17 protein-coding genes and 1 pseudogene are annotated in these 19746 nt (G+C 27.7%); 7 read left to right on the top strand and 11 right to left on the bottom strand.

Annotated elements, in window-relative coordinates; translation table 11 throughout:
* The coding region (locus Q0J90_RS04820; RefSeq protein WP_297276823.1) for an ankyrin repeat domain-containing protein at positions 1–824 on the bottom strand (824 nt) is incomplete at its 3' end.
* Between the two features lie 272 nt (positions 825–1096).
* Between Q0J90_RS04820 and coaD the strand changes: the two genes are divergently transcribed.
* Positions 1097–1582 (top strand): pantetheine-phosphate adenylyltransferase, encoded by a 486-nt coding sequence (gene coaD, locus Q0J90_RS04825; protein ID WP_297276824.1) that lies wholly within the window; start codon positions 1097–1099, stop codon positions 1580–1582.
* 13 nt (positions 1583–1595) lie between these two features.
* Positions 1596–2903 carry a tRNA (N6-isopentenyl adenosine(37)-C2)-methylthiotransferase MiaB gene (gene miaB / locus Q0J90_RS04830; protein ID WP_297276825.1) on the top strand — a complete coding sequence of 436 codons (1308 nt, stop codon included), beginning with the start codon at positions 1596–1598 and terminating at the stop codon, positions 2901–2903.
* A gap of 131 nt (positions 2904–3034) precedes the next feature.
* Here the strand turns inward: miaB and Q0J90_RS04835 are convergent, their stop codons facing one another.
* A complete protein-coding gene (locus tag Q0J90_RS04835; RefSeq protein WP_297276826.1) occupies positions 3035–3568 on the bottom strand; it encodes a hypothetical protein in 534 nt (177 codons plus the stop codon).
* A 145-nt stretch (positions 3569–3713) separates the two neighbouring features.
* Here Q0J90_RS04835 and mfd point away from each other — a divergent pair, with 145 nt between their 5' ends.
* The gene (mfd, locus tag Q0J90_RS04840) at positions 3714–7337 is read left to right on the top strand and encodes a transcription-repair coupling factor (RefSeq protein WP_297276827.1); all 3624 of its coding nucleotides are present in this window, start codon (positions 3714–3716) and stop codon (positions 7335–7337) included.
* An 86-nt stretch (positions 7338–7423) separates the two neighbouring features.
* On the opposite strand, the gene ispG is transcribed toward mfd, so the two are convergent.
* Positions 7424–8491: a flavodoxin-dependent (E)-4-hydroxy-3-methylbut-2-enyl-diphosphate synthase gene (gene ispG, locus Q0J90_RS04845; RefSeq protein WP_297276828.1), complete on the bottom strand. Its 1068-nt coding sequence runs from the start codon at positions 8489–8491 to the stop codon at positions 7424–7426.
* 216 nt (positions 8492–8707) lie between these two features.
* Between ispG and Q0J90_RS04850 the strand changes: the two genes are divergently transcribed.
* Both Q0J90_RS04850 and Q0J90_RS04855 read left to right on the top strand, forming a co-directional pair.
* Positions 8708–9265, top strand: coding sequence for a phosphatase PAP2 family protein (locus tag Q0J90_RS04850; protein ID WP_297276829.1), 558 nt, complete (start codon positions 8708–8710; stop codon positions 9263–9265).
* Between the two features lie 113 nt (positions 9266–9378).
* On the top strand, positions 9379–9747 hold the full coding sequence (locus tag Q0J90_RS04855; protein ID WP_297276830.1) for a PepSY-like domain-containing protein: 369 nt from the start codon (positions 9379–9381) through the stop codon (positions 9745–9747).
* A gap of 5 nt (positions 9748–9752) precedes the next feature.
* Here Q0J90_RS04855 and Q0J90_RS04860 read toward each other — a convergent pair whose 3' ends face one another.
* The 3 genes from Q0J90_RS04860 to Q0J90_RS04870 form a co-directional block, all read right to left on the bottom strand.
* The gene (locus tag Q0J90_RS04860; protein WP_297276831.1) at positions 9753–10427 is read right to left on the bottom strand and encodes an ABC transporter ATP-binding protein; all 675 of its coding nucleotides are present in this window, start codon (positions 10425–10427) and stop codon (positions 9753–9755) included.
* Positions 10424–10987 carry a hypothetical protein gene (locus Q0J90_RS04865; protein ID WP_297276832.1) on the bottom strand — a complete coding sequence of 188 codons (564 nt, stop codon included), beginning with the start codon at positions 10985–10987 and terminating at the stop codon, positions 10424–10426. Before Q0J90_RS04865 ends, Q0J90_RS04860 begins: the two co-directional genes overlap by 4 nt.
* Before the next feature lie 78 nt (positions 10988–11065).
* Positions 11066–12154, bottom strand: coding sequence for a PP2C family protein-serine/threonine phosphatase (locus Q0J90_RS04870; protein WP_297276833.1), 1089 nt, complete (start codon positions 12152–12154; stop codon positions 11066–11068).
* A 172-nt stretch (positions 12155–12326) separates the two neighbouring features.
* Here Q0J90_RS04870 and Q0J90_RS04875 point away from each other — a divergent pair, with 172 nt between their 5' ends.
* Together Q0J90_RS04875 and Q0J90_RS04880 are read left to right on the top strand one after the other, a co-directional pair.
* Complete coding sequence (locus Q0J90_RS04875; protein WP_297276834.1) at positions 12327–13223, top strand: N-acetylneuraminate lyase; 897 nt, start codon at positions 12327–12329, stop codon at positions 13221–13223.
* Positions 13224–13281: 58 nt separating this feature from the next.
* A complete protein-coding gene (locus Q0J90_RS04880; protein WP_297276835.1) occupies positions 13282–13746 on the top strand; it encodes a YhcH/YjgK/YiaL family protein in 465 nt (154 codons plus the stop codon).
* 314 nt (positions 13747–14060) lie between these two features.
* On the opposite strand, the gene Q0J90_RS04885 is transcribed toward Q0J90_RS04880, so the two are convergent.
* The 5 genes and pseudogenes from Q0J90_RS04885 to Q0J90_RS04905 form a co-directional block, all read right to left on the bottom strand.
* The gene (locus Q0J90_RS04885) at positions 14061–15809 is read right to left on the bottom strand and encodes an NADH-dependent [FeFe] hydrogenase, group A6 (protein WP_297276836.1); all 1749 of its coding nucleotides are present in this window, start codon (positions 15807–15809) and stop codon (positions 14061–14063) included.
* Between the two features lie 32 nt (positions 15810–15841).
* Positions 15842–17530: a NuoF family protein gene (locus Q0J90_RS04890; protein ID WP_297276837.1), complete on the bottom strand. Its 1689-nt coding sequence runs from the start codon at positions 17528–17530 to the stop codon at positions 15842–15844.
* An 18-nt stretch (positions 17531–17548) separates the two neighbouring features.
* A complete protein-coding gene (locus tag Q0J90_RS04895; protein ID WP_297276838.1) occupies positions 17549–18052 on the bottom strand; it encodes an NAD(P)H-dependent oxidoreductase subunit E in 504 nt (167 codons plus the stop codon).
* Between the two features lie 380 nt (positions 18053–18432).
* Entirely contained in the window at positions 18433–19323 is an 891-nt protein-coding gene (locus tag Q0J90_RS04900) for a DUF4261 domain-containing protein (RefSeq protein ID WP_297276839.1), read from the bottom strand.
* A 57-nt stretch (positions 19324–19380) separates the two neighbouring features.
* A pseudogene (locus Q0J90_RS04905) lies at positions 19381–19746 on the bottom strand (hypothetical protein); the annotation flags it as partial.

The raw sequence follows: 19746 nt of genomic DNA on the forward strand, positions 1-19746 counted from the left end.
CCATCATAGGATAAATATTCTTTAGCAATCATAACTGCATATAATAAAGCGGTATTTCCTTCATTATCAGTTACATTAACATCAGCACCAGCCTTAATAAGCGATTTTACAACATTTGGGTTCAAACTTCCATATAACCCAAAACTAGAATTTTTGCAGGCATAAATCAATGCTGCAGCAGAATTTTTATCTTTTTCATTTATATTTGCATTATTTTTTATAAGCAAATCTACACATTCGCTGTCATGGGAATATGCAGCATACATTAAAGCGGTTATTCCTTCATTATCTTTTATATGTACATCAGCACCAGCATTTATAAGCATTCTGCATAAATTAATGCTGCCTACTCTTCTGCCCTCACAGCATACTGCATACATCAATGCCGTTTTTCCTTCTCTATTTTTAGCATCTATTTTTGCACCTTTTTGCATTAGAAAAGATACTACTTTTTCCATTTTCTTATTTTCATCTAAATTAACAGCAACCATCAAAGGAAGCATACTAAAACTACGAATATTATAATATCTTGACTCAAGCTCTAAATTTGCCCCTAATTTTAAAAGCGTATCTATAGCTTCTAAATTTTTACAATCTATTGCCCAAATCAAAGGTGTAAAATTTAGATAAGCATATTCATATTGACCTGATAAAGGAGTTTCTTTTCTTAAAAAAGTATTATTTAAATCTATATCGTACTCATTAACTATATATTTAATTTCTTCTGTATTATTGTCTTCTATGGCATCATACAATCGTTCTGTATACTGCTGAGAAAATAATGACAAATTCACCAAAAATAAACATAATATAATTTTTTTCATAATATTATTCTCCTTTTTTAAAAAAATGAAATTTATTTACATAAAGATTGTAAACAACATGAAATATTAAATAATGATTACAGAATGATATTTTATAAATTACTGAACTGAACTGAACTGAACTGAACTGAACTGAACTGAACTGAACTGAACTTTTTTCATATAGTACCCTAAATATTGATAGTTATAATTCTATACAAAAAATACAAAAAGTCAATATAAACCATTATTCTATATTGATATTATATTAATTTTGTATATAATGTTTCATTATGAAAAATGGAAAAGTGATATTCCCTGGAACATTTGATCCTTTTACCTTAGGACATTTAGATGTACTTTATAGATTAGCTGATATATTTGAAAAAGTTTATATATCTGTAGCTGTTAATCTGGAAAAATCTCCGACTTTTACTGTAGAAGAAAGAAAAAATATGATAAAAAAAGTGATAGGAGAAAATGAAACTATAGAAATAGTATCCATATCAGGACTTGTTACAAACTATATGAGAGAAAATAACATAAAAGTATTAGCCAGAGGAATTAGAGATAGTGAAGATTTATACTATGAATTAAAAATGGCTAGAATGAATAAACTTTTATACCCGGAAATGGACACTATATTTTTACATACATCTGAAAACTATGCTTATGTAAGTTCATCTTTGATAAAAGAAGTCTTAAAATTTAATGGTCCTATAGACGGACTTGTACCAGAAATATTAATAAATGAAATTAAATCAAAATTTACTAAATAATAAAGATTAGAATATGAAAAATTTTTACCTAGAAAATTACGGATGCCAAATGAATAAGGCAGACTCAAACAGTTTAATAAACTCTTTGATGCAGGAAGGTTTTATACAGACAGAAAATTATGAAAATGCTGATAATATCATAATAAATACATGCAGTGTAAGGGCTCATGCTGAAGAGAGAGTATTTTCAAGAGTTAAATTATTCAATGCTAATAGAAAAAAGAATAAAAAAGACACAAAAATAATAATTATGGGCTGTATGGCTCAAACTTCTAAGGAACATCTTGAAAGTCTGGGTGTTGATAAGATATTTGATGTATACAATGAAGTTAATATTATAGATTACTTAAAAGATGAGGAAGTTTTTGTAAGAAAATTTAATGATAATTACATATTTAATAAATCATATGTGGATGAGGATAAACCGCATAAAGCATTTATACCTATATCTCATGGCTGTAATAATTGGTGTACTTACTGTATAGTGCCTCATACCAGAGGAAAAATGGTAAGCAGAAAATCAGATGATATTACAGAAGAATTAAAGAGATTAATAGATGACGGAGCTAAAGAGATAACATTACTTGGACAGAATGTTAATTCTTATGGGCTTGATATTGATAATGAAATTAATTTTACAGAATTATTATACAAATTAGACAAAGTTATTGATGAAAAGGCTAAAGATAAGGTTTGGATAAGATTTTTAACTTCCCATCCTAAAGATTTTGATAAAGATTTAGCTGATGCTATATGGAATCTAAATAGTTTATGTAAGCATATACATTTACCTTTTCAAAGCGGTTCAGATAGAATATTAAATTTGATGAATAGAAAATACACAAAAGATGAATATGTAAAAAAAGTATCATACTTAAGAAGTTATACTGATGACTTCCCTATTTCAACGGATATAATAGTTGGTTATGCTGATGAAACAGAAGATGAGTATCAAGAAACATTAAATTTACTTGAAAGTATAGGTTTTGAAGAAGCTTACCTGTATAAATATTCAGAGAGAGAAGGCTCTATTGCTTATAAAAAAAATGTACAGTATGATAAAGCTACCGGGGCAAGAAGACTTACTAATCTTGTAAATTATCAAAGAGAATTAGCTCAGAAATTATTATCAAAGCAGGTTGGTAAAAAAACATCTGTAATGGTAGATGATATTGCCAAGGATAATATGCACTATTTATGCAGAAGCAAGGAAAATAGAATAATTCTAGTAAAAAAAGAAAAAGAACTTAATATGGGCGATATTTTTGATGCAGAGGTTACAGAGATAAAAAGTCATACATTAATAGGTAAATTTATTTAATAAAAATCCGCTCAACTAATCATGAATAATAATACTGAAATTTATTATAAATTAAATAATTTTGAAAATAATTATATAGATTTAAAATTTATTTTAATATAAAAATACTTATTTTAAAAAAATAAAGCAAATTATCTTAATTGTCCAAACTCTATAGTATTATTTAAATTTACTTCTTTCATATATGGAATAGGATATTCTCTCATATCTTTTCCTTCACGCAGAGTATAATATATAGTTAAATTATTCTTTTTCCAATTATCTAATCTATCATTATATTCTTTTGTATATCCGGATGTCATTTTTATTTTATCATTTGAAATTATAAATCCAACAAACATATTAACATTGCTTTTAGATATTTCTGATAAACCTTTTATATCATTAGCAACATAACCTAAAGGCATATTCTCATAGTAGTATGCATTTGTTTCACTTTCAGCACATACAAATATTCCTTTCCCGCGTACCATACCATTTATTTTATATTCAACATTTCCATTTTCTTTGAATGTATAAAGATAACCATTAGGAGCCATTACACTTTTACCGCTTACTGTTTTTATCCATAAATCATTATAATCAACATTATGCTCAGAAACTTTTACATTAGAAGCACAAGATGTTATTAAAAATAATAAAACAAAAGTAATATAGAGTCTCATATTCTTTCATCCAAATAAAAATATTATGTATATATTTTCGGAATAAAGAAATTATAAATTATAATCTATTGCTTTTTAATAAAATTTTATTTATTATATAAAAATATGTAAAATCATTTTAAATTCTAAAGTTAATAAAGTTGATATGGAACAGAATAATAATATAAGTCAAATATTAATAAATAAATTTTCAGAAAGTGAAGAGTTTAAATCTTTTGATATAGAAAACACAAAAAGCATAACAGGACTTAAAGGCGGAAGCGACGCATTATTTTTTGCATCAGTTTTTAATAATAATAACAAATCAATTCTTGTAATAAAAGAAAATGAAAGCGAGGCAATGCTTCTTAGTCAGTCTTTAAATTTTTATAATATTCCAAATTATTATTTTCCTGACTATGATACTGTTCCATTTACAAAAATGTCTCCTATTACAGATATAGCACAAGATAGAATAAATATTTTATATAAATTAATTAATAAAGAAAAATGTATAGTAATAGCAACTATTAACTCTATAACAAGAAAAATAGCAAATAAAGATGATTTAAAAGATTTTTATATACCAATAAAAGTACATGATAAATTAGATTTAGATAATCTAAGATTAGCATTATATGATTTAGGATATGTAATAGAAAGAGAAGTATCAGAAAAAGGAACAGCATCTGTAAGAGGAAGTATAATAGATATATTTTCAATAGAATATGATAATCCAATAAGAATAGAAATGTTTGATGATGAAGTTGAAAGTATAAGATTATTCAATATAGAAGACGGAAGATCATTTCAAAATATAAAAGATATTATAATATATCCTGTGCGTGAAGTGGTTTATGATGATTCAGAGGTAGAAGAGTTTATTAATAATAATGATATTCAAGATGAACTTAAAGATAATATAATAAAAAGAAAATATTTTGCCGGAAGTGAAAATTTACTTCCTATGTTCTATTCAAACTTAGAAACTATATTTGATTATTTTAATGATGATTATATATTTATTGATGATGCTTTAAAATTGAAAAGCAAACTTATAAATATATTAGACAGCATAAGAGAAAATTTTAATGATATAGATAATATATTTACTATAATAGGCGAAGCTGAAAAGTTATATATAGATAATAATTACTTTGCAGAAATTATAAAAAAATCCATTAATATTTCTCCGTTTATAGTTGATAGTCAAATTCACAAATTTAGTTTTAATGAAGGCGTATCGTTTAAATCAAAATTGACAGAGTTTTTAGATTATGTAAAAGAGTATAGAGAAAAAGATTATTTAATAATTCTATCTACCGGACATTATGATCAGGCTAATAGATTCTATAAAATAATGCATGACTTAGAACCAAAAATTATAATTCCGGAAGATGCAGAAATTAATAATGATGATGCCAATAATATAGAAATCATAAAAGAAGAAGAAAAAATTGATTTATCACAAAATGAAAATGATTTTTATATTATAACAACTCAAGCCTCTTCAGGATTCATAAAAGATGACATAAAAACAATATTCATAGCAGATTGGGAAGTATTCGGAAGAAGAAGAAAAAAAATAAGAAAGATACCAAAAGTTAATAAAAATTTGATAGAAACATTTGTTGATTTGAATGTAGGAGATTATGCTGTTCATGTTAATTATGGTATAGGCAAATATTTAGGACTTACAAGAAAAATGTCCAATGGAAAAGAAAAAGATTATCTTACATTGGAGTATGCAAAAGGCGATAAATTGTACATACCTGTTGAACAGATGAACTTTGTACAAAAATATATATCCGGTCATGGAGAAGCCCCAAAATTAACATTATTAGGCGGAAGTGCTTGGGATAAAATAAAGAGCAAAGCCAGAGAAGATGCCTTAGCTACTGCAAGAGAATTAATAAAATTATATGCTATAAGGTCTAATATTCAAGGAAATGTATACGGAGCTGATACTCAATGGCAGGATGATTTTGAGGCCTCATTCCATTATGAAGAAACTGTTGATCAATTAAGGGCTATAAATGATATAAAAGAAGATATGGAAAGCGGAAAGATGATGGACAGGCTTGTATGCGGTGATGTTGGATTTGGTAAAACAGAAGTTGCTTTCAGAGCAGTATTTAAAGCTATAATGGCAGGAAAACAATGTGCCATACTCTGCCCTACTACAATACTTTCTCAGCAGCATTATAATAATGCTAAAAAAAGATTTGAGGACTTCCCTATAAGAATAGAAGTTCTAAATAGATTTGTAACTTCAAAGCAAGCTAAAAGAAATAAAGAATTATTAAAAAATGGTTCATGCGATTTAATAGTAGGCACTCACATGCTTTTATCAAAAGATATTGAGTTTAAAAATTTGGGACTTATAGTAATAGATGAAGAGCAGCGTTTCGGTGTTAAGCATAAAGAGGCGTTAAAGAGACTAAGATTAGAAACAGATGTACTTACTCTTTCAGCTACTCCTATACCTAGAACTTTAAATATGGCTTTAACCGGTATAAGAGATATTAGTATAATAGAAACGCCTCCTTTGAATAGAATACCGGTAAAAACCTTTGTAACAGAATTTTCAGAAGAAGCTGTTACTAATGCAATAGAAAGAGAATTAAAAAGAAATGGTCAGGTATTTTATTTATATAACAGAATAGACACCATAGAATCATTTGCCCTTATGATAAAAAAATTATGTCCAAAAGCAAGAATATGTGTTGCTCATGGAAGAATGTCAGGAAATCAGCTTGAAAAAATTATGAATGATTTTATTAATCATAAGTATGATATTTTAGTATCAACAACTATAATAGAAAATGGAATAGATATACCTAATGCAAACACTATATTAATAGATAATGCCAATAAATTAGGATTATCAGAACTTTATCAATTAAGAGGACGTGTAGGAAGAAGCGACAGAGAGGCTTATGCTTATATGTTCTATCCTAGCGATTTAGCATTAACTGAAGTAGCATATAAAAGACTTGAAGCTATATCCGAGCATACAGATTTAGGGGCAGGATTCAAAATTGCTATGCGTGATTTGGAGATTAGAGGAGCAGGAAATATACTAGGAAAAGAACAGTCTGGAATGATATATCAAGTAGGATATGAACTATATACCCAAATGCTTGAAGAAGCTACTAATGAATATAAAGGCGAAATAAAAGAAGTTACATTTGATACTGTAATAGATTTAAAGCATGATTTATTTATACCAGACAGCTACATATCAGATATTAAAGAAAAAATATCAGCATATAAACTTATAATGCGTTCTCAAAGCAATGATGATATTGATTATGCTAAAGATTATATGATTGATAAATACGGCAAACTTCCTAAAGAACTTGAAGACATTTTTGATATAGCAAGGCTTAAAGTGCTATTAAAGAAAATAAGAGTTCTGTCTGTAATAGAAGGTCAGTACAATATATATATAAAACTAGATAAATATTCAAAAATAGATATGAATAAACTTATAAATCTAATCAATACAAAAAATTCAGGTGTGTATTTTGATAAAGATAATCTTAATCAATTAATAATACCTGTTATAAATGAAAAAGAAAATGATCTTGATTGGAAAATAGAAAAAATAAGAAATACAATATTAGAAATAGAATCGGATAAAATAGATGAAATAAGCAGTTCTATAAAAAATGAAATTAATAGTAATGATGAAAATACTATAAGCCTTGCTGAGGCAAATATAAAAAATAATAAATCTAACAAAAAAGAACTTATGTTAAAAGAACTAAAGCTCCAAAACTTATAAAAGTTAATAGAGATAAATAAATTAATTTAATAAAAAACTTTATTTATATTCTATGCCGAAACGATAAAAGCATATACATAAAATAATTAAAATTCCTCTATTTTCTTTGTAAGAAAATTTATAATATTATCTTTAGCTACTTTTATAGGTTCATTTTCTTTTTCAAAAAATATAAAATTGCCATCGCCTGTTCCAGCAACTCCGAAATCAGCATGTCTTGCCTCACCAGGTCCATTAACAACACATCCCATAATAGCTATAGTTATATTCTTTTTTATATTCTGCACATGCTTTTCTATAAAACTAGCAACTTCTTCAACATTAACCTGACATCTTCCGCATGTAGGACATGATATTATTTCTATAGAAGGCTCATTTCTTATTCCTAAAAATTTAAGAAGCATTTTTCCAGCCATTACTTCTTCTACAGGATCTCCAGTAATAGAATATCTTATAGTATCCCCAATACCCTGCATTATTAAATATGATAAAGCACTTGTACTTTTTATGAGAGAGCTTCTTAAAGTACCAGCTTCTGTTACACCCAAATGTATAGGATAATTAAATTTTTCTCTAAATAAAGTATTGGCTTCTATTGTAGTTTTTATATCAGAGGATTTTAAAGATACTTTTATATTTGTAAAATCTAAATCCTCCATTAATTTTATATGTTCAGCGGCACTTTTAACCATATTTTCAGGTGTTACTTCTTTGTATACGCTTCTGTCTAAACTTCCGCCGTTTACTCCAACTCTTATTGTAAGGTTTCTTTCCTTAGCTTCTTTTATAACTTCTTTTACTTTTTCTTTATCTTTTATATTGCCAGGATTGAGTCTTAAAGAATCAATACCGCTTTTCATACTTTCTAATGCCAAACGATGATCAAAATGTATATCAGCAATTAAAGGAACTTTCGTTTGTTTTTTTATTTCTTTAATAGCTTTGGCGGCATCAATATCTAAAACAGCAAGCCTTACTATATCAACTCCGGCATCTTCAAGAGATTTTATCTGTTCAACAGTATCTTTTATATTTCTAGTATCTGTATTTGTCATAGATTGTATGCTTACAGGATTATTTCCGCCTATTAGCACATTTCCAATTTTTACAGTTTTTACTTTTTTTCTTATATCATTAATATTATCTATATTCATTTTGTTTCCTTATATGTTTTCTATTTTAATAACTTTCAATTATAGTATCATTTTCAAATATTTTTGCAAATATATTTTAACTAAAGATTGCAGCCGACAATACTTGTTAACTAATAATTAAATAAAACAATAATATTACAACAAATGAAATTAACTGTTTTTATTTCTATCACTTCAAATAATTTTGGTTATTATACAAACAAAGGAAAACAAATAATGGATATAATAAATATTTTTGATAAAACAATAATAGAGTTTGCTCATAATTTACATAATAATTACAAAATATTAGATTTATTCTTCTCTTTAATAACTAATTTAGGGGAATCAATACCATTAATGATATTTACCATAATTTTAATATTTATAAAAAGAACAAGGCTTTGCGGAATCAATATGATGGCAAGTTTATTTATATCAGTATTTATAGGTGCTATAATATTAAAACCATTAATAGCAAGAGAACGTCCTTTTATGGATCCTGTTTATAATGAATATTGGGTTGCTGTTGGAGAACATTTAGAAACATCATTTTCATGCCCCTCTTCTCATACTACAGCATCATTTGCTGTACTTTTCCCTATTTTTCTATATTTTAATAAAAAGTATAGCTTTATAGCAATATTAATAGCATTACTCATAGGTTTTTCAAGGGTTTATCTAGTTGTTCATTATCCAAGTGATGTTGTTTTGGGAATGTTTATAGGAATAAGCGTATCATGTATAACATATTTATTTATGAAAAAAATTAATAAAAAATATTTGCATTTATAAAAAAATTGTTATATTAAAAATATAAAATAGTATTTATATATTGAATATTGATTTTTTAAAGAAAAATACGAAAATATTATTGGAAGTATTAAATTATTTATTTGGAGCAAAAAATGGACGGAACTCTCAAATCAATAAATACTAAACTCCCTTACAATGCTGAAATATTTATAAAGAGTAAATTTATTAAATCTAAAGTAATATACTTAGAGAAAACAGAAACAGGATATGATGTAGAGCTTGATAATGAGATATCAATTACATTTGATGAAAATGGAAATTGGACTTCAATTAACAGCAGTCAAAAACTTCCCGATAACATTATTCCTAATGCAGTAAAAGAAAAAATAAATAAGCTAAAAAGATTTGAACCTGAATATAAAAACAAAGATATACATATAAACGAAATAAGAAAAATTATTAATTCATATAGAATACTTATAGATCACTATTTAGAAATGCATATATATAGCAATAGTTAAATACTTTATTTTAAACATCGTACTATTCTGCCGTTGGACATTTCATAAACATTATTAGCATGTGCTGCTATGTTATGTGCATGAGTAACCATAACAATAGTAGTACCTTGTTTATTAATTGTTGAAAGTATTTCCATTAAAGTTTTTGTAGTTGCAGGATCTAAATCGCTTGTAGGTTCATCTGCTATCAAGCATTTACATCCATAAGCTAAAGCTCTCAATATAGCCACTTTTTTCATTTCTCCGCCTGACAAATTGGAAGCTTTAGAATACATTTTATCTTTAAGGGCAAATAATTCTATATTCTCTTTTGTTTGATTAATCTTTTCTTCTGTAATCTTATGTTTGAAAGCTAAAGGCATAAGAACATTATCTATAATACTAATAGTTGGTATAATAACAGGATATTGAAATATATAAGAAAAATATTCTCTTCTAAAACTAGCTAGAACATCTTCAGAGGCACCATTTAATTTATATGAATCATAATAAATTGTTCCGCTGCTTGGCTTAAGTATTCCGCCTACAATACTAAGCAATGTACTTTTGCCGCTTCCTGTATGACCTACAAAACTAATAAAATCTCCCTGATTAATGTCCAAACTAATATCTTCGCAGGCATTACATTGAGTAACACCTAAAGGGAAAGTCTTTGAAACATTGATTATTTTTATATTCATAGTGTTCCCCTCAAATCCTCATAAGGGTCTTTATATAAAAGCACAGAATTAGATATAAAAGCCCCTATCATAAATCCAACTATCAAAACTACATTAGCACATAATACTACAAATGCCCCATTAATAACATCAGAAACTTCTATTAAAGTAAGTATATACGATCTATATCTTAAATATAGTATAGACATCTCTATCGCACAAATAATGAATGATATTGTAGGATATAATAAACTTATAAGCATAGCCAATTTCTTTATGGCTAATTTTGTAGCTCCGAATATACGGAGTGTAGAAAACATCCTATTATTTTTAGAAAATATATATGAGCTGGATATTACAGAAAATAGTACACCAATTATTAACAATACAATCAGCAAAGCATATATAGAAAATTCTCTAAAAAATGGTATATTATCATTTAATAGTATTTCATATTTCCACATCAAACTAAATATAGAAGCTATTGTCATAAGCTGAGACAAAGCAATAAATATTATTATAGAAAATACAATACTTCCTTTTATAAGTTTAGAAGCATACCCAATTATAGAATTATACACAATAAAACCTTTACCTTTTAAATATATCTTTCCATTTATAAGTATCGATATTATATCACATTACTTAAATAATTCAAATTAGTTTATCTTAAATAAAACAATAGTAAAATCATCATCAGGCGACATATATGAAAGATATTCATAAAAATCTTTTTTTATTAATTCAATACATGACTCTGCTTTGGAATGTCTATTGTCATAAATTGCTTTTTTCAGTCTATTAATGCTGTAAAAATCATATTTATTTTTTGATCTTGATGCTTCTGTTAAACCATCTGTATAAAAAAACAATATATCGCCTTTATTTATATCAATAACTTCTTCTTCATAATATGCTTTAGGAAAAAGCCCTACTATTGTACCTCCTTTGCTGTATTCTATTACATCTTCTCCCTTACTTAATAAAAGCGGAGTATGAGATGCATTAGAATATGTTACTTTATAATTTAATAAATCTATTTCTGCCACTATCATAGTTAAATAATAATTTATAGGAAGAGTATTAATTAAAACACTATTTATTTCACTTATTATGGAGCTTACAGATTCAAAAGAATTAGCCAAATTCCTAAAAGTAGATTTAAGCATAGCTGTTACAATAGCAGCCTCTACCCCATGTCCGCTGATATCTGATATAATGAATAAAATTCTATCTTGATTTATATATACATAATCGAAAAAATCTCCTCCTATAACTTCAAGAGGCTTATAAAGATAGGCGGAAGATATCAAATTATTATTAGGCATCTTTTTAGGAAGCATAGATTCCTGAAGTTTTCTAGCTTTCTTCATGTCTTTTTTATATTGATTTTTTAGATTATTTAGTACATCATATCTTCCTAAAATATAACTGTTTTTTTCTTTTAAATCTATTATAGCTCTTTGATAATCATTTATTATCACGCTGTTAATTTTTGAAAATCTGTAAACTTTTCCATTTAATGACTGCTCTTCTATCTCTTTATAATCTCTAACAATATACAGCCTTAAAATATATTTATAAAATATAAGAGACGGTATAAAAAATAATATAAATAAAATAAATAATAATATAAAAATAAATTTATTTTGATAATGAATTATAGAAAATATATTAAGCAATATAAATAGTACTAAAAATACTATAGAAATAAATCTAAGAAAAATTAAAATACGTTCATCTTTCATAAAAGAGTTAATAAAAAACAATTATTACAAAATTGATATTTAGAAAAATAATTATATCAAAAAGATTATAGTTTGCAAATATTTTTTATAAAATAAATATCATATATATTGCAAAAATTAAACTTAATTTATACAATATCCATAATCAAAAAATATTATAAAGGAGTAGAGTATGAATAAATGTCCCGGTATATTATCCGCTCTAATGACACCTTTCACTAAAAGCGGAAAATTAGATGAAAAAGTGTTAAGAAAATATGTAAGACATAATATTGACCGTATGAAAGCAGATGGTTTATATGTAGGCGGTTCTACAGGAGAAGGACTTTTAATGTCTAAAGATGAAAGAATGGCAGTTTTTGAAATAACAAAAGAAGAATCTAATGGCAAAATTCCATTGATAGCTCATGTAGGAACATTGAATCTTAATGAAGCATGTGAAATGGCACAAAAGGCAGAAGAATTGGGATATGATTTAATATCAGCCGTTACTCCATACTACTATCCTTTTTCATTTGCAGATATAAGCAAATACTATAATACTATATTAAAATCTACAAGCAAAATTCCTCTTGTAATTTATTTTTTACCTAGTCTTTCAAATAACAGCATATCTTTAGATGATTTCGGAAAATTATTTGAAGATAAAAGAGTAATGGGAATCAAATATACTTCATCTGATTTATTCCTTTTAGAAAGATTAATACAAAAATTCCCAGATAAAATGATATGGGCTGGTTTTGATGAAATGTTATTAGCTTATGCATCTTACGGCTTAAGATCAGCAATAGGTTCAACATATAATATTCAAGCTCCATTAGCTAAAAAAGTTGTTCAGGCTATTGAAAATAAAGACTTATCTAAAGCATTAAAAATACAGCATGATATGAATGATATAATAAAAACATTATTAAATGTAGGAATATACCCTGCCCTTAAAGAATGCATAACATTTTATGATTCTTCAGCTGTTTCATACTGCAGAGCACCTATGGGTTCAAAACCATTTAGCAAAACAGAGAAAAAATTATTAAAAGACATGTTTGACAAATACTTATCTAAACTATAATTTTTTGATAATTATTTGTTCACGCGGACATTAAATAAAAATTATAAAGGATTTATTTATGATATTAAAACCAATAAAAAGCGAATTTAATCAAAGTTTCCATGATACTATATGGAAAGCAAAAAACTATGTAAGAGAACATTACGAAGAATTAAAAAAACTTTCTGTAGGAAAACATGCACTAGACAAAGAAATTTGCGAAGGTGCTTTCATTAATGTTATGGAGTATGATAATAAAGACAATCCTCCTTGGGAATCTCACTTAAAATACGTTGATGTTCAAATTATTTTTGAAGGTGCAGAAGATTTTATAATAGCAAATACTTCTACATTAAAACCAAAAAATTATGATGAAGCTTCAGATTACCATGATTGGGAAGGAGAAGGAACAGCCTGCTTAACTCTTACACCAGGAGATGTTTTAATACTTCTTCCTTATGATGCTCACAGAGTAGGACTTCCTCCAAAAACAGGAAAAACTCATGTTAAAAAAGCCATAATAAAAGTTCCTTATAAAGCTTAAATTAAATTTATAAAATAATAGTAATAATAGCCGGTGCATAAAAGCATCGGCTATTTTTATAAAAATAATTGACAAATCAAGAAATACATTGTATGCTATATATTATACAAACTAGTTTAATAACTTTTAAAAATTAATATTTATGAAAGTTCTATAATTTTAATATTTACTTATATAAATATTAAAACAGTAAATATAAATTTATAGTTTCCGAAAATGGATTCATAAAATAGCTGTTAATAAAACTTTTCATATAAAATAAAAAGCACTATGATAAATTTTATCATAGTGCTTTTTGTCATAATATATACAAATTATTTTGTATATTTTTCATTAACTTCATATTCTGTATGTAAGTAATGATGAGCTCTCTCTCCAAGAGGTTTTCCTAAGAATTCATCATAAAGTTTTTTAAGATTTTCATTTTCATGAGAACATCTATGTTTTACAGTATTTTTGTCTTCTTTATATAAACCTCCGGCTCTTTCGAGTCTAACTTCATCAGTAGGTCCATAAGGCTGACCGCCTCCTCCTACACATCCTCCAGGACATGCCATAACTTCCACAAAATGATATGGAGGATTTTCTCCTTTTTCTTTAGCAGCTCTTATTTCCTGCATTACAGGATCAACATTATGAAGTCCGTTTACAACTGCTACTTTTACTTCCTTATCCAATACTTTTACTGTAGCTCTTTTTACTCCGTCTAGTCCTCTAACATCTTCAAAGTCAAGACTGCTCATATTAGATCCGGATATTATATTATAAGCTGTTCTCAAAGCAGCTTCCATAACACCGCCTGAAGCTCCAAATATAGTACCAGCACCTGTATATTCACCTAATATATTATCTGCTTCTTCAGGTTCAATTCCCGCAATATCTATACCGTAGTGCTTAATCATTCTTGCAAACTCTCTAGTAGTAAGTACAACATCAACATCTTTATATCCGCTTGAATACATAGTTTCATTTTTTCTTATCTCATTTTTCTTAGCGGTACATGGCATTATTGATACATTGAAAATAGAGAAAGGATCAACATTAGCTTTGTCTGAATAATAAGTCTTAGCCATAGGTGCAAGCATCATATGAGGAGACTTAGCACTTGAAATATTTTCAATTAAGTCAGGATAATATTCCTCTGCATATTTAACCCAAGCAGGACAGCATGATGTAGTCATAATTGATGTACCATTGCTTTCTGTAAATCTTTTAACAAACTCATGTGCTTCTTCCATAATAGTCATATCAGCACCAAAATTTGTATCGAATATAGCATTGAATCCCATTAAACGCATAGCTGCATATATTTTTCCGGTAATATTTTCTCCAGGCTTAAGTCCGAAATATTCTCCTAAAGCAACCCTAACAGAAGGAGCCATCTGTACTGTAACATAAGTATTTTTATCATCTATAGCAGCCTGAACTTCCATAGTTTGATCTTTTTCATATATTGCAGCAACCGGACAGTGAGAAGCACATTGTCCGCAGTCAACACAAGGCGAATCTTTTAATGAAACAGCACTAGGAGCAAAATAGGTATCAAAACCTCTATTAACAAAACCTAATGCATGTACTTTCTGCATTTCCTGACAAACTACAACGCATCTTCCGCATTTAATACATTTTTCAGGATTAAGAACTATACTTCCTGCTGATTCATCTCTAGGATGATTTTGTTTTATATTATCATATTTAGAGTTTCTAACACCAAAATCTGCTGCTGCTGCCTGAAGCTCGCATTCTCCATTCCTAATACAATTTAAACAATCATTAGGATGTGCGGATAATACCAATTCCAATACACCTTTTCTTACTGTATTAATTTCAGCATCATGAGTTATTATATCCATTCCCTCTTCAACAACCATGGAACATGATCTAACATATTTATTTCCCTGATTAGCCAACTTTACAACACATATACCGCATGCTGAAGTAGGAGGAATATCAGGGTGATAGCATAATGACGGAATTTTTATACCCAATTTTTTAGCAGCCTTTAATATAGTAAGACCTTCTTCAACTTCTATAGATTTACCATTTATTCTTATTTTAACCATAATTTTATACTCCTTAAATACCAACCATACTATTAATTCTTTTTAGGAACAGGAGGGCTAAATATACCAGCTTTATACTCATCTTCAAAATGTTTTAATGTAGACATTACAGGGTTAGCTGCTGTAGAGCCTAAAGCACATAATGAAGCTTTTTTCATAGTTAAAGCAATATCTTTTAATTTTTGTATATCATCTTCTTTAGCTCTCTTCTTAGTAAATTTTTCTAAAATTTTAAGCATCTGCATTCCGCCTACTCTACAAGGCACACATTTTCCGCAGCTTTCATCAACACAGAATCCAAGATAAAACTTAGCAAAATCAACCATATTGTTATCTTCATCTATAACTATCATACCGCCTGAACCCATCATTGAACCTAAAGCAACCAAATTATCAAAGTCTATATGAGTTCCAAAAAGCTCCTCAGGTATTATACCTCCTGAAGGTCCTCCTGTCTGAACACCTTTTACAAATTTATCATTAGGTATTCCGCCTCCAATATCAAATACTATTTCTCTAATAGTTGTACCCATAGGAACTTCAACAAGTCCTGATACATTTATATTTCCTGTCAAAGCAAATACTTTTGTACCCTTTGATTTTTCTGTACCAATAGAAGCAAACCATTCTCCGCCTTTATTAATAATAGCTGTAATATTAGCAAATGTTTCAACATTATTAATAACGGTAGGTTTTTCAAATAAACCCTTAATTGCTGGGAAAGGAGGTCTAGGTCTAGGAGTTCCTCTATTTCCTTCAATAGAAGCTAATAATGCTGTTTCTTCTCCGCATACAAATGCACCTGCCCCAAGTCTTATATCCAAATCAAATGAGAAATTACTTCCCAATATATTATTTCCTAATAATCCGTAATCATAAGCCTGCTTTAACGCTATTTTTACTCTATCAACTGCAAGTCCGTATTCAGCCCTTATATATAAATATCCTTTACTAGCACCTATAGTATATCCTGCTATTGTCATTGCCTCTATAACAGAATGAGGATCCCCTTCTAATATACTTCTGTCCATGTATGCACCAGGGTCTCCTTCGTCAGCATTACATACAACATATTTCAAATCTGATTGTACAGACTTAGTAAAGCTCCATTTCTTCCATGTAGGGAATCCTGCTCCTCCCCTTCCTCTAAGTCCTGAAATTTCCAATTCTTTTACAACATCATCAGGAGTCATATCAAATAATACTTTTGAAAGTGCCTTATATCCATCATTGCCTATATATTCGTCTATATTTTCAGGATCTATAATACCGCAGTTTTTAAGTACAATTCTCTGCTGTTTTTGATAGAAGTTAATTTCTTTAGAAAAGTCCCTATGTTCTCTTTGTTCTTTGTAAAGTATTCTCAAAAGAAGTTCATTTTTTAATATATGTTTTTCTATAATATCTTTAGCATGTTCCGGCGTAACATGTGTATAGAACACTCTTCCAGGCATAATTTTAACAACAGGCCCCTGACTGCAGAAACCAAAACATCCTGTTTTTATTACAACAACTCTGTCAGCTATACCATTATTTGCTGCATGTTCTTTTAATAATCTTACTATTTCATCACTTTTATTGGATTCGCATGCTGTACCTCCGCAAACCAATATATGAAATTTGCCGTCTGATATATCTTCGCCGCCTTTTCTTACTTCTATTTCTTTGGCTTTAATCAATCTATGTTCTTCTAATTTTTGTCTGTCTAATTTTTCTGACATCTTCATAACCTCCGATTCTTATTGTTCCTTATCATCTTTTGCTGTTTTTATAAATTTATCTATATCTTCAACAACAACTCTTCCAGAAACTTCCTCATTAAATGTAAGAACAGGAGCTAATCCGCAGCAGCCTATACATCTAACCTCTTCTAATTTATATTTCCTATCTGCAGAATATTTTTGATCGCCTTTTAAATTCAGTTTTCTTTTAATTTCTTCAACAAGCGTACCGCCGCCTTTCAAATAGCAAGCCGTACCCATACAAACTGCTATATTATTTTCAGCAGGCGGTTCCATAGAAAAATAATTATAAAAAGTAAGTATCTCATAAATTCTAGCAAGCGGTATATCTATTTGCTCAGAAACATATTTAGCAACATTTCTAGGAACATAACCATAATGTTTCTGTATACCATGACAAATCATTATGAGATTTCCTTCTGAATTTTTCCATTCCTTTACTAAGGCTTTTACCTCATCGGCAATGTCTTCTTCTGTTAACAAAGAAACATCTTCACTCATTATTATTATCCCTCCATTTTTTATACAATAAATAAATTTAATTAAACTGACGTTTTCTAGTATAGGAAAAAACAAAACCAATTTCAATAAAAATATATTTCAATATAATATTTTTTTTATAATTAAGCACAATATTTATTCATTTTTGATACTTATTAGATTAATCTTTATATATTTATAATATTTCTTTTAATCTTGAAGAAAATTTTAAATTGAAAAATTATTGTTAAATTATATAACAATAAAAATGAGACAAACAATATATATAATGTTTTAAAAGTTTTAATAATTATTTTTTTATTGATAAAAAATATAGTATTAATATCAAAACTAAATTAACAAATATATTTTAATAATATAGTATAATATGTATAATATTTTTAATTTTTTCTGTTACCAGATGCATATTCAAGCATGTTTATATCTAAAATTTCTCTATGAGGTTTTAATAAAGAATTTTCATATCTGCATTTCCATTGCACATTTTCAAATATGCTTTGTATGGTATCGCCGCTTTTTATAATATCGCCTTTATCAAATATATAGGCAGCTATATTTAAAGCATGCGATATTACATCATTAACATTCAAATCATGGAAATGGTATTGTATATCCGGCAAACCTATAGCGTACATTCCTAAAGTATCTACTATGATATCATTAGAATTTTGAACGTTAAAAAGTCTTATATTAACACCTGAAAACAAAAATCTAAAATCTTTTGGATAACTATTATTAAGTATTTGTTCAGGCAAAAGGAGTTTTCCGCTTTGTTCATTATAAACAGCTATACAATTATCAAAAAGCTGCAATGCTGTATAAAGCCAATTATTGAGCAATGCTGTTCTATCCTTATAATCAAGTCCCGCAGCTAAAAAATCGCTAAGCATTATTTCATAGTTGCAGTTTTTTATAATCTCTTTTGGTTCCTTCACATCCCACATTTGACTATAATAATAATCGCTTATAGATGTATAATCAAATTCCATAGCATCAGGCATCAATACTTGAGCAGGTACTTCCTTATCATCCTTATATTTTACTTTTAAATCATTAATAGCAATACTGTATATACCTTTATCACCGGATACAACATCAATACTATCATAAAATTTTCTAATCTTCTGCTTTAATACTTCTATATTAGGCAAAGTAGGTTTATTCTCAAATAAAAGCTTATAAAAATAAACATGAGAGAAACTTGCTTCATCATTATTTTTATGAGGGCTTTTATGTTCTAAATTTTTATTTAATTCTTTATCATTACTCATAATAAAAACTCCTGCACAAAAATATTACTATATTTTAGAATAAAAGCAATTTTATTATTATTGTTTAACAGGCACTAAATATGTAAAGTCAAATTGCAAAGTTTGGTCATATCTAATACCTATTTCATTTTTTTCATTAAGGAATAAGCCATTAACAAAACCAAGCCCCAAAACGATGCCGTTATCAAATACAAAATCTTTCTTTATATTAAGTCCGAAATAGAAAGGAACCCTATAAAAAGGATCGCCTTCAACACTAATAAATTTATGTTTTTTATCTATATACCAGCCTGAAACAAATATTATAGGCTCTATTTCAAACCAAGTTTTTACAGGTATCGTTCCTCTTAAAAATATTCCATGTCCGAATTGTGTTACATTATTATCTCTATCTGTTATATTATAAGATGCCATATAAAGTAT

The organism is uncultured Brachyspira sp. (assembly GCF_944390595.1).
GTDB lineage: Bacteria > Spirochaetota > Brachyspiria > Brachyspirales > Brachyspiraceae > Brachyspira.

Excerpts from the sequence above, each read along its gene's own strand:
- coaD (WP_297276824.1), top strand. The coding sequence starts at position 1,097 with ATGAAAAATGGAAAAGTGATATTCCCTGGAACATTTGATCCTTTTACC.
- miaB (WP_297276825.1), top strand. The coding sequence starts at position 1,596 with ATGAAAAATTTTTACCTAGAAAATTACGGATGCCAAATGAATAAGGCA.
- Q0J90_RS04835 (WP_297276826.1), bottom strand. The coding sequence starts at position 3,568 with ATGAGACTCTATATTACTTTTGTTTTATTATTTTTAATAACATCTTGT.
- mfd (WP_297276827.1), top strand. The coding sequence starts at position 3,714 with ATGGAACAGAATAATAATATAAGTCAAATATTAATAAATAAATTTTCA.
- ispG (WP_297276828.1), bottom strand. The coding sequence starts at position 8,491 with ATGAATATAGATAATATTAATGATATAAGAAAAAAAGTAAAAACTGTA.
- Q0J90_RS04850 (WP_297276829.1), top strand. The coding sequence starts at position 8,708 with ATGGATATAATAAATATTTTTGATAAAACAATAATAGAGTTTGCTCAT.
- Q0J90_RS04855 (WP_297276830.1), top strand. The coding sequence starts at position 9,379 with ATGGACGGAACTCTCAAATCAATAAATACTAAACTCCCTTACAATGCT.
- Q0J90_RS04860 (WP_297276831.1), bottom strand. The coding sequence starts at position 10,427 with ATGAATATAAAAATAATCAATGTTTCAAAGACTTTCCCTTTAGGTGTT.
- Q0J90_RS04870 (WP_297276833.1), bottom strand. The coding sequence starts at position 12,154 with ATGAAAGATGAACGTATTTTAATTTTTCTTAGATTTATTTCTATAGTA.
- Q0J90_RS04875 (WP_297276834.1), top strand. The coding sequence starts at position 12,327 with ATGAATAAATGTCCCGGTATATTATCCGCTCTAATGACACCTTTCACT.
- Q0J90_RS04880 (WP_297276835.1), top strand. The coding sequence starts at position 13,282 with ATGATATTAAAACCAATAAAAAGCGAATTTAATCAAAGTTTCCATGAT.
- Q0J90_RS04885 (WP_297276836.1), bottom strand. The coding sequence starts at position 15,809 with ATGGTTAAAATAAGAATAAATGGTAAATCTATAGAAGTTGAAGAAGGT.
- Q0J90_RS04890 (WP_297276837.1), bottom strand. The coding sequence starts at position 17,530 with ATGTCAGAAAAATTAGACAGACAAAAATTAGAAGAACATAGATTGATT.
- Q0J90_RS04895 (WP_297276838.1), bottom strand. The coding sequence starts at position 18,052 with ATGAGTGAAGATGTTTCTTTGTTAACAGAAGAAGACATTGCCGATGAG.
- Q0J90_RS04900 (WP_297276839.1), bottom strand. The coding sequence starts at position 19,323 with ATGAGTAATGATAAAGAATTAAATAAAAATTTAGAACATAAAAGCCCT.